The organism is Telluribacter sp., assembly GCF_035998675.1.
GTDB lineage: Bacteria > Bacteroidota > Bacteroidia > Cytophagales > Spirosomataceae > Telluribacter.
Genome location: NZ_DASYHI010000022.1, coordinates 263,729 through 278,907, shown reverse-complemented (window position 1 = coordinate 278,907; position 15,179 = coordinate 263,729). Strand labels below are relative to the sequence as shown.

Annotated in this window: 12 protein-coding genes; 8 read left to right on the top strand and 4 right to left on the bottom strand. The window is 48.8% G+C overall.

From position 1 onward, the window contains the following. Positions 1-760 precede the first annotated feature (760 nt). Positions 761-2,482 carry a capsule assembly Wzi family protein gene (locus VGN67_RS20570; protein ID WP_327488785.1) on the top strand — a complete coding sequence of 574 codons (1,722 nt, stop codon included), beginning with the start codon at positions 761-763 and terminating at the stop codon, positions 2,480-2,482. 161 nt (positions 2,483-2,643) lie between these two features. Next, entirely contained in the window at positions 2,644-3,570 is a 927-nt protein-coding gene (locus VGN67_RS20565) for a sugar phosphate isomerase/epimerase family protein (protein ID WP_327488784.1), read from the top strand. A gap of 88 nt (positions 3,571-3,658) precedes the next feature. Here the strand turns inward: VGN67_RS20565 and VGN67_RS20560 are convergent, their stop codons facing one another. After that, complete coding sequence (locus VGN67_RS20560) at positions 3,659-4,846, bottom strand: hypothetical protein (RefSeq protein ID WP_327488783.1); 1,188 nt, start codon at positions 4,844-4,846, stop codon at positions 3,659-3,661. Positions 4,847-5,140: 294 nt separating this feature from the next. On the opposite strand from VGN67_RS20560, the gene VGN67_RS20555 reads away from it, so the two are divergent. Together VGN67_RS20555 and VGN67_RS20550 are read left to right on the top strand one after the other, a co-directional pair. Beyond that, positions 5,141-5,455, top strand: coding sequence for an HPF/RaiA family ribosome-associated protein (locus tag VGN67_RS20555; protein ID WP_327488782.1), 315 nt, complete (start codon positions 5,141-5,143; stop codon positions 5,453-5,455). A 751-nt stretch (positions 5,456-6,206) separates the two neighbouring features. Next, entirely contained in the window at positions 6,207-6,614 is a 408-nt protein-coding gene (locus tag VGN67_RS20550; protein WP_327488781.1) for an Hsp20/alpha crystallin family protein, read from the top strand. 94 nt (positions 6,615-6,708) lie between these two features. Here the strand turns inward: VGN67_RS20550 and VGN67_RS20545 are convergent, their stop codons facing one another. Continuing rightward, positions 6,709-8,262 (bottom strand): serine hydrolase domain-containing protein, encoded by a 1,554-nt coding sequence (locus tag VGN67_RS20545; RefSeq protein ID WP_327488780.1) that lies wholly within the window; start codon positions 8,260-8,262, stop codon positions 6,709-6,711. Positions 8,263-8,382: 120 nt separating this feature from the next. Continuing rightward, positions 8,383-10,458 (bottom strand): methionine--tRNA ligase, encoded by a 2,076-nt coding sequence (gene metG, locus VGN67_RS20540; RefSeq protein WP_327488779.1) that lies wholly within the window; start codon positions 10,456-10,458, stop codon positions 8,383-8,385. Positions 10,459-10,726: 268 nt separating this feature from the next. Here metG and VGN67_RS20535 point away from each other — a divergent pair, with 268 nt between their 5' ends. The 4 genes from VGN67_RS20535 (at position 10,727) to VGN67_RS20520 (ending at position 14,071) form a co-directional block, all read left to right on the top strand. Next, entirely contained in the window at positions 10,727-11,239 is a 513-nt protein-coding gene (locus VGN67_RS20535) for a hypothetical protein (RefSeq protein ID WP_327488778.1), read from the top strand. After that, on the top strand, positions 11,236-11,439 hold the full coding sequence (locus tag VGN67_RS20530) for a helix-turn-helix transcriptional regulator (protein WP_327488777.1): 204 nt from the start codon (positions 11,236-11,238) through the stop codon (positions 11,437-11,439). Before VGN67_RS20535 ends, VGN67_RS20530 begins: the two co-directional genes overlap by 4 nt. Positions 11,440-11,574: 135 nt before the next feature. After that, on the top strand, positions 11,575-12,573 hold the full coding sequence (locus VGN67_RS20525) for an SDR family NAD(P)-dependent oxidoreductase (protein ID WP_327488776.1): 999 nt from the start codon (positions 11,575-11,577) through the stop codon (positions 12,571-12,573). 88 nt (positions 12,574-12,661) lie between these two features. Further along, positions 12,662-14,071, top strand: a complete 1,410-nt coding sequence (locus tag VGN67_RS20520) for a tetratricopeptide repeat protein (protein WP_327488775.1) — start codon at positions 12,662-12,664, stop codon at positions 14,069-14,071. Positions 14,072-14,102: 31 nt separating this feature from the next. On the opposite strand, the gene VGN67_RS20515 is transcribed toward VGN67_RS20520, so the two are convergent. After that, positions 14,103-15,104 carry a glycosyltransferase family 9 protein gene (locus VGN67_RS20515; protein WP_327488774.1) on the bottom strand — a complete coding sequence of 334 codons (1,002 nt, stop codon included), beginning with the start codon at positions 15,102-15,104 and terminating at the stop codon, positions 14,103-14,105. Between the last annotated feature and the right edge of the window lie 75 nt (positions 15,105-15,179).

Here is a 15,179-nt window from a genome sequence, read left to right as displayed (position 1 = left end):
TGAGCTGGTTTCGGCGAAAAGTGAAAAAAGTTAACTATTAAAAAGTACTATGCCTCACTTGTTACTATAACAATATAAGTTTTATTTTAATTCTAAGATTGTAATGAATTTGTTTAAATATTGAGGTTTGACTAATAAACTACTCATTTATTTAAGACTTTCGTATTGATTGATTTATAGTTTATGGTCTTTACGATTATTTGCTCAATCCAAATTTTATTTCCTGCTCTTACTATGGGTTAGATGGCAACGGGAAGGAGAAGTTTAATCCAAATACTAATTTTTTTGTTATTATTATATGGGCGATTGTAGACCTCACCTTGGGGCTTATTTATTCCTTAGGCCGTTATGGGGCCGGGAGAGGGTGCAGCCATAGCTACGTATGTGTAGTACCGTTTTGGAGGTACAGATTTTTTGGAATTATTTCCTGGCGTTCGATTAATCCACCAAACACACCTATATTTGAAAAAACTACATCTTCAATCTCCTGATTTTTACAGACTTAGTGGCAGCACTCTCTGGTAGCTTGCACTTAGGGAGTCCGCTGTGCTTTTGCAGTTCGCGCGGCCAATAGTTTAGCCGGTCCTATCAAAAAGTGCAACCGCGAGGCTTTGTGTTACGGCAATTTGTCAACAGCCGTTTCTTTGACCGCTACTGATTTGATCATTATTTATTTATACAAAAGGTTGGTTACCGCTCTTGCGGGGTACCGGCCTACCAGGAATTTAGATCACACTACCACTAATACCACCAAATAAGCATGAAGGAAAGACTACTATGTTGTCTTTTGATTGCAATGTGCTGGGGGGCTGAAGAGGCGAATGCACAAAAGAAAAACAGATTCAAAAAGGAAAAAGAACGTAATGTCCGGGATTCTTACAATCCTTACTTTCCGGTTATTGAGCCACTCCTGAGACGGGAAACCGAAATCAGGGAAGAAGTACCTACCGCCCCAAAACCTACCGGGCTAAGCGGCATCACCGCCTATATACAACAGGCCGAACTCCGCGTGACGCGGTACTTTTTCGAAGCGGGTACCTACCTTTCCCAAAGCAAACAATCCCACGCCGGCTATGGTGAGGGCGGACCCTGGCCAGCCAGTTCGGTCCCCTTCTGGCTGCGTTCCAACCAGTACGGGATTGTACCCACCGGCCCGGCAGCTGGGGTACTCAGGGGAGGATTGTCCACCGATTATAAACAGGTAGCTGCTACAGCCACCCCGGGCCGCTCAGTAGACTTTGGGGGTGGGCTGGACGTAGTACTGAATGTATCAGACCGGAGCTGGCAGGTACTGGTACCCGAAGCCTACCTCAAAATGCGCCTCGGGCCATTTGAGTTGTACGGGGGGCGACGGCGCGAAATAACCGGGCTGGTAGATACCCTGCTGACTTCAGGCTCCTACATCTGGTCGGGTAATACCTTACCCATACCCAAATTCCAGCTCAGTATTCCCGACTACTGGCCCGCCCGATCTCTGGTGGGGATTAAGGCTATGTATGCCCACGGGTACTTTGAAAACTCGCGCCCCGTTGTTACGGGCGGACGGCTACACCAGAAGGCGCTGTACGTACGGTTGGGCAGGCCAAAATCCTTATTTAAAATTTACGGAGGCTTTAATCACCAGGTACAATGGGCCGGGTACTCTCCCTATTTCTCTACCGAAGGCCGGCTTCCCGATAACCGGGAGGCCTATAAGTACGTCGTTCTGGCTAAAAGTGTAGCGGGCGATTCGCTGAAGTTTGGGAACAGCTTCGACGGGGGCAACCGGGTGGGGAATCACCTGGGAAGTGTAGATGTGGCCCTGGAACTGGATCTGGCAAAATCGACCTTTCTGGTTTATCGGCAGAGCGTTTATGATGACGGTTCCCTGTTTCATATGACCAGCCTGGCCGACGGCCTCAACGGTATTAGCTGGCAAAACCGGCAGCCGTCTTCTGCTGGCTTTTTTCTGACTAATCTGAACCTGGAGTACCTTCACACCATGAGCCAGGGCGGGGATATTTTTAGCGATGACCCCCGGTACCGCGGCCGCGACAACTACTTCAACCACGGTCAGTACCGCGACGGCTGGTCCTATTTTGGACGCACGCTGGGTACTCCTTTTATTACGGCCAATACCGAACTTGGACAGGGAGTGTTTCCGGCCGGAGGGTACTTTACCAGCAACAACCGGGTGCAGGTCTGGCATTTGGGAGCAGCGGGTCAGTTTATAGATGGAGTTTCTTTTATGGGTAAAGTTTCCTATTCCCGCAACGGCGGTACTTACGATGTCCCCTTCGACCCCCGCCTTTCTCAACTTTCGGCTTACCTGAGCATAGGTACAACGCTGAGGTTCTGGCCGGGGGTGCAGGTGAGTGGGGCAGTAGGCTGGGACCGGGGCCAACTGCTCAACGACGCGCTGGGGCTTAATCTGCGCATCCGGAAAACCTGGGTGGATCATTATCAGAAAGTACTGACCGAAAATAACCTTTTGCCCCGGTAGTACTTTCACCAGGAGTTGTAGGTATAGATAAGGCGAAGGTAGTGGTACATCCCTAAATGAAAGATACTATTTCCTGCCTTTTGAAGTACTTTCGGGTAAATAGTGGCAGGCCAATGCTTTTGCTCTAAAAATAAACTAATAGTTCAACTCGAATATCCTCTATGAATCGTCGCCAAGTACTAACGGGACTTTCGGCCGCGGCCGGAGCAGCTGCTTTACCCGGGGGAGCCTCTGCCGAAAATATTAAACCGGCTGCTCCTTTTACCTACTGCCTCAACATGAGTACCCTGCGGGGCCACAAGCTGGGCTTTATGAAAGAAATTGAAGTAGCCTCCAAGGCGGGTTTCCGGTCGGTAGAGATATGGATCAACAGCCTGGAAGACTACCTTAAAAATGGCGGTACCCTGGCCGAAGCCCGGCGTCATCTTAATGACCATGGGGTCACGGCGGAGGACGCCATCGGGTTTGCGCAATGGATCGTAGATGACAATGCGGTAAGAGCAAAAGCCCTCGACCAGCTGAAACGTGAGTCAGAAATGCTGGCGGGCATTGGATGCAAGCGTATTGCGGCCCCGGCCATGGGAGCCACCAAAGGCGAATACCTGGACCTGCGCCAGGTAGCGGAGCGGTACCGGACTATCCTGGAACTGGGCGATCAGACTGGCGTGGTACCTCATCTGGAACTGTGGGGCTTTTCTAAAAACCTGAGTACTGTCGGGGAAATTCTTTTTGTAGCGGCCCAAAGCGGCCATCCATCCGCCCGGGTACTTATGGACGTGTACCACCTGCACCGGGGAGGCTCCGGCCTGGATAGTGTGAACCTGGTAGGTAAGCCTCTGATTGAAATTTTCCACATGAACGACTACCCCTCTACCATTCCGGCCGAAAAGCTAACCGACGCGGACCGGGTATATCCGGGCGACGGCGTAGCGCCCCTAGGAAAACTGCTGAAGTCATTGAGGAATCCCGACCGGCCCGTTATTCTTTCGCTGGAAGTATTTAACCCTGCATACTACGCTCAGGACGCCATGGTGGTGGCCAAGACCAGTCTGGCAAAACTGAAAAAGGCGTCAGAAGGTATTTCGTAGTCTGGGAAAAAATATTGCTGACCTGTTTACAAAAAGGAACGGGATGAAAAATTTCATCCCGTTCCTTTTTGTATGATTAATACTGTTTTCAGGCCACCACCGGATTCCGGAATACGGCGGCTACTACGCTATCTTTTTCGGGCATGTCGTCCTGGTCAAACAGGTACACCTTTCCTTTCATCAGGGCGGTTTGAACGGCTGCTTCGGTAAGCAGGTCGGTATTTTCCGGGGTGGATGCCCGGTCAATCTGTAATTCGTACCGCTGGGCGTTGTAGTGGCCCCATAGGGAAGCGTCCTTACGAAGAAACAGCGAATCAACCTGACCGGTCAGAGCGGCCAGGATGGTTTTTTCGGTATCAGAAGCGGCGAAATCACCCGCCTTCAGATTGTGATACTGCTCAATGGCCTTTGTCTGCTGCTGATTTAACTTAGGTTCCATAATGCCCAGGGCCTGCGCGTAAAGTCCCTGCGCGTGGGGGTCATTTTTATTATCAAAATTCCCCGTAATGTATTCTTCCAGGTACTTGTTGTACTCAATCGTAGTCCGGTACAGCGGAATCAGGTAATCGACACCCGCCAAAACTACCGGTAGCTGGTCTTCTTTAAATTTCTTTTCCAGTTCATGGCTAAGCGTATAAAACCACTGACGGGTGTGCTCCTTTTCGGATTCATCGGCTCCCTGTCCGTGAAAAACACCCCCCGCAGCCGGTTGGCTGGTACCTAACCGGCGCTGTACGGTGGCTTCTCTTTCAATGCCATTGAAATATTTAAGATAATTATCTACCGAAGTAGGTACATCATCCCATAGCTCCACGGCTTTGAGTGAATAGGGAGTAGCTTCGAATAGACGAACATTCTCCATATTTATATTAAGGATATAAAAACGTCCGTTGCTGTTAAAGAGAGGTAACAACGGGCGCAGGTTCAGCCCCTTACCAACGTGAAGCATCGGCTGTTCGACCTCAAGCGGAAATTGAAAAATGGTACTGCCTTTAGGCGTAAGAAAAAAAGCCAGCATATCCGACGCGTACTGCCAGAAATTGTTGTTGTCCAGCAGGTCAAAGCCTGGCTTCAGGTACTCATTCACCTCGCTTTCATCCATTCCGTAAAGCTGTCCCAGTTGTTGGCGGGCGTCCTGAAGCTGGTTTTTAAAATGTATCTTATCCTGCTGAAAATTATCAGTGGACTGTCTTCTTGTTGGCGAATAGATAGTTACGCTATGTGGTAACTTATTGGTCACCAGTTCGCTGAGTTGGTCTATGCTGAATAATTCCATGATAATTTATATAGGTGTAGTTTAAAAAATAATTTGAAGTCATGTGGGTTGCTGCTGTTGGGCAAGCAATTTTTATATATTAAATTGATAAGATTGTTCCAAACGCCCGGCATAGGTCAAAAAAGCACATATATGCCTGACTATGGGTGATTTAGAAACAAAAGATAAGGCAGTCAGCCTGGGTAGCGTGAGGTTAAAAAACCACGTTTGAGGAATTTTTTCAATAAAAATTAATGATACTAATAGAGGTAATATATTGAATCAGTTGAAATTAAGAATAAAACAAGATTAGCCATGAATAGAATAGAACAATTGGAACATATCAAGCTGGATATTCGCACAGTTGATGTGGAACCCGACGCAGAAACTATCAACAAGGTGCGGAATGAACTCAAGAAACTGATGCGCCTATATGGGAGTATAGTAGGGGCGGATGTATTCCTGAAAGAAATCAGCCAATCCAGAAAAAACAATAAATTGGCGAGAATGCGGGTGGGTATCCCCGGGCAAGACCTCATAGCCGAGGCCTCTTCCTCGTCGTGGGCTACGGCTCTGTCTATGGTAAGTGAAATGCTATGCCATCAAATCCTGAACCGCTACCGCAAATAAATCCGCTGCTTTGCGTAAACATTCAATGTCCATTAGCCTTGCTTTTATAGCGGGGCTTTTTTGTTGTTAACGTAAGGTAGTACTTTTTGCCAAAGTTAATCCGGGTACCTGTTCGGGGAGAGGTACTGTTCCAAGTCGTTCGGAAATTAAACCCGAAAGAGGTCTCACAGTTAGCATTGACCATATTTAGGATAGGTGGGGCGAAGAATCCCCACAAAAAGGTGGATGTTGTAGATATAAGTTCTATTTAGAGAGTAGCCTAAAATTCCTCCTTTTTCCTCCATTTTGCAGCTTAAATTACTCATTTTCCGGGATGCAATTTCGATTGCCAGTTCATCCCATTTTTGTTTTAAGTAGGGTGCAAAAAAGAAAACTATTCTTTGAAAAAGTAAGATGAAATGGGGAAGAAGCAATAAGTACAGATTGATTGAAAACCAGCTTTCCAAGACTTTGACTGTATTTTAAAGACTGTTGGCCGGGCACCTACTACCAGTTTTTGAGGTTGTAGGAAACTGGTTACAAGTCGCCTAAAATGGTAGGAGCAAAAATCCCAAAAATTATAAAGCCTAAAATCAAAAGATACCTATGTTGAAGGGCTTTTTAATTGTTATGACAATATGTCGGAACGAAGCCACAATTTATGAAATTTTGGCACATTTACTAGCCAGGTCCTACCCTTTTTTGATTTGGTATAGTGTTTTTAATCTTAAAAGTATTGAAGAAATAGAATATCCAGAAACGACGTACGACCATGAAAAACAAGATGAAAATACCTCAGGAAGTACTGATGAATATAGATTTCATAAATACCGTCAATGGAGGAATGAGCCAGCCTACCGTAGAGATTGAAAGCGGGCAGGATGGTTATCAGGTGATGGTAAAGGCACCGGGTATTGAGGCCGAAGATTTGCAGGTAGAGATCATTAAGAACAAATTAATGGTATTTCATCTGCTGCCTATTTTTGCTCACGATCCCGAAGCCAACAGTGAGTATCGCTCCATCCGGTTCATCAGTAATTTAACGATCCCTAATGATGTGGATCTGGAAAGTATAGCAGCCCATTATGATGAAACACTGCTTCATGTGGTAATTCATTTACCCTATAATCAGCTGCACCAGGGTTTTCACCGCAAGGTGGATATTGAGCGTTGGAAATAATTAGTTCGCATACTTTAGTATTCAGGCAAAAGCCCGTAGCAATAACAAGCTACGGGCTTTTTGTATGTACTAGTAATGGGAGGCTCTCGAATTGTTAATGTGGCTCGGGATAGTCGAGGTAGTCGTGGAAATTACTTTCGGCATTGGGTCTATTCTGCGGCTTTACAACTTTGGCTTCACTGTGCGCCCACAACAAAAACGAAACAATATCCAGATAACGGGCCGACTTCAGGGGAAACAGATTGTCGCCCGTGCGGAGGGCATTGGTCAGGAGTACCACCGTAACGTCGTTGGGGCCTTTAATCCAGGCACTTCTGAACCCCTGCGCCCGGCCTCCGCCGGTGGTTATGTACCACCAGCCGTCGTGGTAGCTAAACCGCCCGTCGGGTGTTACGGTACTAAAAGCTCCGTATCCATTGGTAAGAAGTGTTTCTTTCAACGGGCTGGAAAGGACGGCCTGGTCGGTAGTGGAAAGTACCCTGGCATAAACTGTGGCCGCTTCCCGGGCCGATAAATAAACACCATAAGCACCGGCCGAAGCGGCGAAGTTTCCGGGATTAAAGCCCCGTGAACCTGTGTACGGATAGTCGTAGCCAAAGGTGGGACTTTGCGGGGAATTATTGAGCCATAAGTTGGTAGTCAATCCTGCTTTTTCGAAAATATTCTTTTGAAGGTACTCTTCGTATAACTCCTGGGTACGGGTGTCGTCGGTTTGGTCATTGCCGGTGAAGTTGTAACCCAGCAGGGCCGGTATAAGTACCCTGAAGAGTCCGAAGTTGGCATTCTGATAGCAGTAGTTGCCGTAGTGTTCCGGCTGGATGCCTTTTGCCACAATATTCTTCAGGCCATACCAGTAGTTTTCGGTGTAGGCACCGTTCCTACAATTGCTTTGCAGCCCAATAATGCCGCTCCGGTGCGTGAGCAGGTCATGAAAGGTGATTTTTTCCAGGTTTGTGCCTTTCTTCCAGCTAGGGGGAAGGTAATTGGTAATCGGGTCTTTGGGATCTATGCGCTTCTCCGTTGCCAACTTCAGAAAAGCCATAGCGGTAAGTGTCTTGGACATACTGGCTATTTGCATCCTCGAATCCAGGGTAAAGGGAAGTTCCCCCGCGGCCTCCACCACCCGGGACTGAAGTCCGCCGCTGCCGGATGCTACCAGTTCACTTTTTTCAAAAATGGCGAAACTATAACCAAAATCACGGTTCTGGAGGGAGTCTTCAAGGGTAGCTGCCAGGCGGTCAATGAAGCCGGCCTGCGTCTGGAAAGTAGTGACGGGTCCGTAGGCAATGCCTTCTTTCAGTTCCAGGTAGGCTCTGACGTAATAGGTAGTATTAGGCAACAGGCCGGTCAGGGTACTGTTGTAGGTAAAAGGCAGAGCAGTAATGGCTTTGCTGAATTCAGTTTTGTCCTCCCGGGTGGTAGGCTCCTCATTCAGGTCTGACCATACGTGCCCGTAGCGAAGTACCGTACCGCTGCCTGCGTCGGTAATGATGGTGGCAGCTACGGCCGAGACATCGAGCCGCTGCCTGACCATGGTGGAGTCGGTGAAGGTGAAGTCTTCAACCGGCTCGGGTTCAGGGAAACAGCTTCCGGCGACAATTGCCAGCAGGAACAGCAGTAGCCAGGTCCTTGTAGAGATGGAAGTCATAAGGTACTTATATCTTTAGAGTAGTAAAGTTATTGACCAAACGGCAAGTAAGGATCTGTTTTCTCCGTATATAAGTCAGTCCTCTCCTGAATTTCAGGAAAGGACTGACTTTGAATGCTTCTAACTAACGGTTCCCCCGTTCCAGACGTCCTTGCCGGGCTGTACAAAAGCAAGGCTACCATCTTTATCTTCTGCCATCAGAATCATACCCTGTGACTCCATCCCCATCATTTTACGCGGGGCGAGGTTGGCCAGGTAAAGTACCTTTTTACCAATGATTTCCTCGGCTTTAAAATGCTCCGAGATACCGCTCAGGACTGTCCGCTGTTCGCTGCCGATATCTACTTTCAGTTTGAGCAGTTTCTTGCTTTTGGGGACATTCTCAGCTTCCAGAATAGTAGCTACCCGTATATCCAGCTTGGCAAAGTCATCGTATTGTATCTCAGCTTTTACTTCGGGTACGGCTTTTTCTTCGGTGATGGCTTGTTCGTTCATGCGTTTGGTGTCGTGAAGTTTTTGAATTTGTTTTTCAATGGTGGCGTCTTCCAGTTTCTCAAACAGCAGCGTAGCTTCGGCAATAGAATGTCCCTCGGGTAAGAGGTTGCTTTGGCCGGCATCTTTCCATTTTTTTAGCTGATCGTCCTTAATTCCCAGCTGTTGACGGAGCTTCTCGGACGTAAATGGCATAATGGGCTCCGACACAATGGCGAGTGAAGCCGTAATCTGTAAGGCAATGTTTAGAATGGTATTTACCCGTGCTGGATCTGTCTTGATGACGTGCCACGGCTGGGTGTCGGCCAGGTACTTGTTGCCCAGGCGCGCCAGATCCATAATCAGGGCCAGCGCCTCGCGGAAACGGTAGTTTTCCATGGCTTCGCCAATGCGCACTGGAAAGGCCGCCAGTTCGGCCAGTACCGCCTGGTCCTGTTCGGTCAGCTGGCCTTTAGCAGGTACCTTACCTTCGCAGTACTTATGCGTAAGTACCACCGCCCGGTTAACAAAATTGCCATAAATACCCACCAGCTCACTGTTGTTGCGGGTCTGGAAATCTTTCCACGTAAACTCACTGTCTTTGGTTTCGGGAGCATTGGCGGTCAGTACGTAGCGCAGTACATCCTGCTTGCCGGGGAATTCTTCCAGGTACTCGTGCAGCCATACGGCCCAGTTCCGGGAAGTTGATATTTTGTCGCCTTCCAGGTTCATAAACTCATTGGCCGGTACGTTGTCGGGCAGGATAAAGGTACCTTCGGCCAGGAGCGTAGCCGGGAAAATAATACAGTGAAATACGATATTATCCTTGCCAATAAAATGGACCAGTTTGCTATCCTCCTGCTTCCACCACTTTTCCCATCCTTCGTCGGTACCATTTTTCTGGATAAGCCAGTCCTTGGTAGCCGATATATACCCAATCGGGGCCTCAAACCAAACATATAATACCTTGCCTTCGGTGTCGGGCAGGGGTACCTGTATACCCCAGTCGAGGTCGCGGGTCATGGCGCGGGGTTTTAGTCCTTCCTTCAGCCACGACTGCACCTGCCCCGCCACGTTACTCTTCCACTCGGGATGGCTATTGACATAGGACTGCACGTCCGCCTGCATTTTGTCAAGGGGCAGGAACCAGTTCTTCGTTGACCGCATTACCGGCTTGGCGCCAGACAGCATAGAACGTGGCTCTTTCAGTTCCAGCGGACTGAGCGACGAGCCGCAGCGCTCGCACTGATCGCCGTAGGCGTTTGGATTGGCACATACCGGACAGGTACCTACTATATAACGGTCGGCCAGGAACTGCTGGGCTGTTTCGTCGTAGTACTGCTCGGTAACTTCTTCTATAAATACGCCTTTGTCGTACAGGTCCTTGAAAATTTCCTGGGAAGTCTGGTGGTGAATGGGCTTGCTCGTGCGTGAGTACACATCAAACGAAATTCCCAGTTCAGTAAAGGCTTTATCAATCTGGGTGTAGTACTTGTCCACCACCTCCTGGGGCGTCATGCCTTCTTTACGAGCCCGGATGGTAATGGGTACCCCATGCTCGTCGGTACCACTGATAAAAGCTACCTCTTCTCCTTTGGAGCGCAGATACCTTACATAGGTATCGGCCGGAATGTAACAACCAGCCAGGTGACCGATGTGAATGGGTCCATTGGCATAAATCAGAGCCGCCGTAACGGTATATCGTTTTGGATTAGTAATGGGCATTAGATAATTGTAAATGATGAAAACCAGGTACTTATACTACCAACAAGACCGGGTTCCGGTTTAGGTTCAGGCTTTGTTGGTACTTGAAGATTTTATATTCCTAATTGCAAAATTAGCAAAAAGGGCTCTGGAAAGGCCTTTTTGTAAGATTTACCTTTATTTGTGTCAACTATTTTAATCTTTATGTAAAAAATACTTGACATATAGTATGGTTTGCTTTACCTTTGATTCGAAATTAATCTATTAGCCATTTTTAACTCTATTAGCCATGAAAACAAAAAACCTTTTACCCAACGCCTGGAAGCCGGTCGGCTGGGCTCTGCTTATTATCAGTGTACCGTTTGGATTGTGGTTGCTGGTGGATGATTCCGCTTTCCCCTTCAATCTGGTTATTCAATTCCCCTGGCCTTTTGGTTCGGAAAAGTCCGGTGCTTTCCAGAACATTGACATGCTGGACCACAAGGATGGTACCATTACCCTGGACCTGATTGATGAGCTAATGGCGCTGGCGGTCATTGCGGGTCTGATGATTGTAGGCTTTGCCCGCCTGAAAGTGGAAGACGAGCGCATCGCGCAACTTCGGCTGGAGTCACTTCAGTGGGCTATCTATGGCAACACCCTTGTGCTGGTGTTGTGTATCCTTTTGGTGCACGGGCTGTCTTTCATCAATGTGATGATCTACAACATGTTCACGCCCCTGCTGATTTTTGTACTACGCTTCCACTGGTTGCTCCTGGTAGCACCGGCCCTGGAAGCCAAGCGGGAAAGGAGGGTGGCATGAAGAACCGCATCCGGATTGAACGCGCCATCCTGAATATTACCCAGGCCGAACTGGCCGATCGGGTTCAGGTATCGCGCCAGACTATTAATGCCATTGAGGCCGAAAAGTACTCGCCTTCCCTGGCTTTGGGCCTGAAAATAGCCCGGATCTTTAATAAATCGGTAGATGAGATTTTTGAGCTGGAAGAGGGAGATTTGTAAACATGACCGGCCAGAGAAGTACTTCTCTGGCCGGTTTTGGTTTTGACCGGAAAGGAAGAATTTTGGGGCTGCCGCCCTTTTGGAATGCTGATTTCTATCCCCGAACTTTGACCACGTACTATCCGTTCTTACTGCATGAATATCCTCATTACCGGAGCTACCGGGCTCGTTGGCAGCGCCGTTGCCAGGCGTCTTATTAAGGAAGGGCATACCGTGCTGGCCTTACACCGTAGCAACTCCGACCGCAGCCTTCTGCGGGAAGTGGAGAAGCAGGTACAATGGGTGGAAGGGGATATTCTGGACATTTACTCGCTTGAAAACGCAATCCGGGAAGCCGACTATGTAGTACATGCCGCCGCGGTTGTATCTTTTGTACCCCGCGACCGCGATGCTATGTACAAAGTCAACGTGGAAGGAACGGCCAATGTAGTCAACGCCTGCCAGAAGATCGGGACCACTAAACTTTGTCATATTAGTAGTGTAGCCGCCCTGGGACGACCCGACCTGCGTAAGGTGGAGGCGGGGCACGATATTGTTATTACCGAAGATCAACGCTGGGAGGAGTCGCCTTCCAATTCTCATTATGCAAAGACCAAGTACCTGGCTGAACTGGAAATTTGGCGGGGCGTGGCCGAAGGCCTGAACGCCGTCATCGTGAACCCGTCGCTGGTATTGGGGGAAGGTGACTGGGACCGCAGCAGCACGCAGATTTTCCGGTACGTGTATGACGAAAAGCCGTTTTATACCGATGGCCTGATGAATTACGTTGATGTTGTAGACGTGGCCGAGGCAGTGTACCGGCTCCTGTTCTCTGATATAACGGCCGAGCGGTTTATACTGAGTGCCGGCAGTATGACCTACCAGGAGTTATTTAACCAGATAGCCGATGTCTTTGGCAAGAAAAGGCCCGGTCTGCGGGTGAGTTCTTCCCTGACCGCGGTTATCTGGCGGTTTGAAGCCCTCCGCTCCTGGCTGACGGGCAGCCCTCCGCTCATCACCAGAGAGACCGCCAAGTCGGCTACGCACCGGTTTCGGTACGATGGGCGGAAGGTTCAAAAGGCTATCGGGCTGACATTCAGAAGCTATGAAGAAACCATCCGGCGGGTCTGTGAAAGTTTTGGTAAAGGGGTTTGATAATAGGATTATTATCATTATCTTTCTACTACATTACATTTTGAAATAAGTACTCTTGTACTTACTACTCTAACCACAATTAGTGTACATGGAGCAAGATTTTGAGGAAAGAAAAGATTTTATGAAAGAGACATTGCTTCGCTTTGAGCACATGCTGAAAACAGAGGCGAGTGAATTCTTCGACCTGGATACATACGAACAAGTTGCTGAACATTATTTGGATAATGGCGATTGGGAAAAAGCGTTCAAAGCCTGTGAGTTAGGGTTAGAAAACTATCCGTATTCTTTAGATCTCATGCTTAACAAAGCCCAACTGCTGTCCAACCGCGGAGAGTTTGAAGTGGCCCTGGAACTCCTTGAGCGTGCGCGTCTTTTCCACCCCGGCGATAACGAAATACCCTTCATGCAGGGAGCTATCTATAACCTGATGGGTGAATACGAAACTTCCGTTACTATTCTGGAAGGAATGCTCGATACGGCCGATGAAAAAGATGATATCTACTACCAGATCGGGCAGTCCTACCAGAACTGGGGCAAGTATACCGAGGCTATTGAAAATTACAAGCATTCCATACAGCTCAATCTGCAGAATGAGCATGCGTTATATGAACTGGCACACTGCCTGGACCTGATCGGGGAGCTGGAAAGTCATCTGGGTTTTTATACCAGGCTTGTTGACATTGATCCTTTTTCGCACCATGCCTGGTATAACCTGGGGATTGCCTACAGCAAGCTGGAGCGCTTTGAAGAAGCGCTGGAGGCCTACGAGTACGCTACCCTGATTAAGGAAGACTTCGCATCGGCCTATTTCAATCTGGGTAATTCCTACATGAATCTGGAACAGTACGAAAAGGCTCGGGGATGCTACGAAAAAGCCATTGAGCTGGAAGGCAAGCAACCCGAAACCTGTTGCTGCCTGGCCAATAGTTACGAGAAACTGGGTGACTTTGAAATGGCCATCCGATACTACCGGGAAGCCGTAAAACTGGATAGCCTGTGGGATGACGGCTGGTTTGGTCTGGGTATTTGTATGGCCGAGCTGAGTCGCTGGCACGAAGCCATTGGCTTCTTCCGCAAAGCCATTCAGCTTTCTGAGTTGAACCCCGACTACTGGATGGCACTGGCCGAAACGGAATACAAACTGGGCAACGTGGTGTCGGCCTTTGAGGCGTTTGAAAAATCAGCCGAGATTGAGCCGGGAAATCCGGAGGTATGGTTGAAGTGGTCGCTGGTACTTTTTGACCAGGGTAACTACGGCCGCGCCTGCGATTTGCTGGCCGCTGCCGTCGACGAGATGCCCGAGGAATCGGACCTGTATTACCGTTCGGCGGTGTACCTGATCCACGCCGGTGAGTACCGCGAAGCACTGCTTAACCTGGAAATTGGTCTTACACTTGATTACGACCGGCACGTGCAACTTTTTGATTTCTTCCCCGAACTGGAAAAACAAAAAGCGCTGTACCGGATTATAGAACAGTACCGAACCAAGAATCAATAAAGAGAAAAGCCCGCCAATCGGCGGGCTTTTTTTATGGTTGGGGAAGTACCTGCAGTAGCTGCGTAAGCTCAATATCAAAAGCACAGCGAAAATGCCCTTCGGGACAGGCTTTGTGACCGTGGAGGCCGCAGGGACGGCAGTAGAGCGGCTCCTTCTTCTCGACAATGTACGCCCCGGCCGATAAGGGACCAAAACCAAATTCGGGTACTGTGGAGCAATATACCGCACAAACCGGCGCGTTCACCGCCGAGGCCAGGTGCATAGGTGCCGAATCGTTGACATAGTTCATCGTGGCCTTTTCCATCAGAGCCGCTGATTCCAGAAACTGGAGCTGACCACTCAAATTCACTACCGAAGTACTTCGTCCGGAACTTTTGATAATACGCTCGGCCAGGTGTCGGTCGTCGGGGCTACCCAGCAGAAATACTCGGTACTGATCGGGGAGCTTTCTCAGGAGTTCAGCCCAGCGTTCGGCGGGGTACTGTTTGGTATACCAAACCGAAGCCGGTGCAATACACAGGTAAGGCTGCGTTTGGTACGGCGCTACTTTCTGGTAGTCGGAGGCGGAAGGGTAGAGGCGGGGCCGGGCTACCGGGCCGGGCAGGTACTTCTTTAGTAATTCATGATTTCTGTCTACTTCATGGACTCCTTTTTCGAGTCGGTGCGGAATGCTATCGGTAAATAAAAAGGAAAAAGGATTTTTATCAAAACCCGTACGAACTGCAGCGCCCGAAAAGGCCGTCAGGAATCCGGTGGAGCCAAAGCGTTGCACATTAATCAGCCAGTCGTATCGCTGGGCGCGTATCTGCCGCAGCAGTTGCAGCAGGCTCTTGTACTTTCCCCCTTTTTTTTGCCAGATAAGTACCTTGTTCAGGTAGGGGTGCTGCTGAAACAGCCCTTCGTTTCCTTTACGAACCAGCAGGTCAATCTGAGCGGCGGGGAAGTGGCTATGTAGCGTTTCAAGCAGGGAGGTGGCCAGAATAACGTCGCCGATAAAAGCGGTCTGAATGACCAGAATGCGCTGTGGGTTCATTGAATAAACAGGTATCGGACAAAATTCCGTAATTTTGCCCTTACCACCGAAAATTATCGGAAGTGATTTTGTGTT

Bases quoted from the DNA above. Each gene is read 5' to 3' on its own strand.
- VGN67_RS20535 (WP_327488778.1), top strand. From the start codon at position 10,727: ATGAAAACAAAAAACCTTTTACCCAACGCCTGGAAGCCGGTCGGCTGG.
- VGN67_RS20545 (WP_327488780.1), bottom strand. From the start codon at position 8,262: ATGACTTCCATCTCTACAAGGACCTGGCTACTGCTGTTCCTGCTGGCA.
- metG (WP_327488779.1), bottom strand. From the start codon at position 10,458: ATGCCCATTACTAATCCAAAACGATATACCGTTACGGCGGCTCTGATT.
- VGN67_RS20515 (WP_327488774.1), bottom strand. From the start codon at position 15,104: ATGAACCCACAGCGCATTCTGGTCATTCAGACCGCTTTTATCGGCGAC.
- VGN67_RS20555 (WP_327488782.1), top strand. From the start codon at position 5,141: ATGAATAGAATAGAACAATTGGAACATATCAAGCTGGATATTCGCACA.
- VGN67_RS20565 (WP_327488784.1), top strand. From the start codon at position 2,644: ATGAATCGTCGCCAAGTACTAACGGGACTTTCGGCCGCGGCCGGAGCA.
- VGN67_RS20560 (WP_327488783.1), bottom strand. From the start codon at position 4,846: ATGGAATTATTCAGCATAGACCAACTCAGCGAACTGGTGACCAATAAG.
- VGN67_RS20520 (WP_327488775.1), top strand. From the start codon at position 12,662: ATGGAGCAAGATTTTGAGGAAAGAAAAGATTTTATGAAAGAGACATTG.
- VGN67_RS20550 (WP_327488781.1), top strand. From the start codon at position 6,207: ATGAAAAACAAGATGAAAATACCTCAGGAAGTACTGATGAATATAGAT.
- VGN67_RS20525 (WP_327488776.1), top strand. From the start codon at position 11,575: ATGAATATCCTCATTACCGGAGCTACCGGGCTCGTTGGCAGCGCCGTT.
- VGN67_RS20570 (WP_327488785.1), top strand. From the start codon at position 761: ATGAAGGAAAGACTACTATGTTGTCTTTTGATTGCAATGTGCTGGGGG.
- VGN67_RS20530 (WP_327488777.1), top strand. From the start codon at position 11,236: ATGAAGAACCGCATCCGGATTGAACGCGCCATCCTGAATATTACCCAG.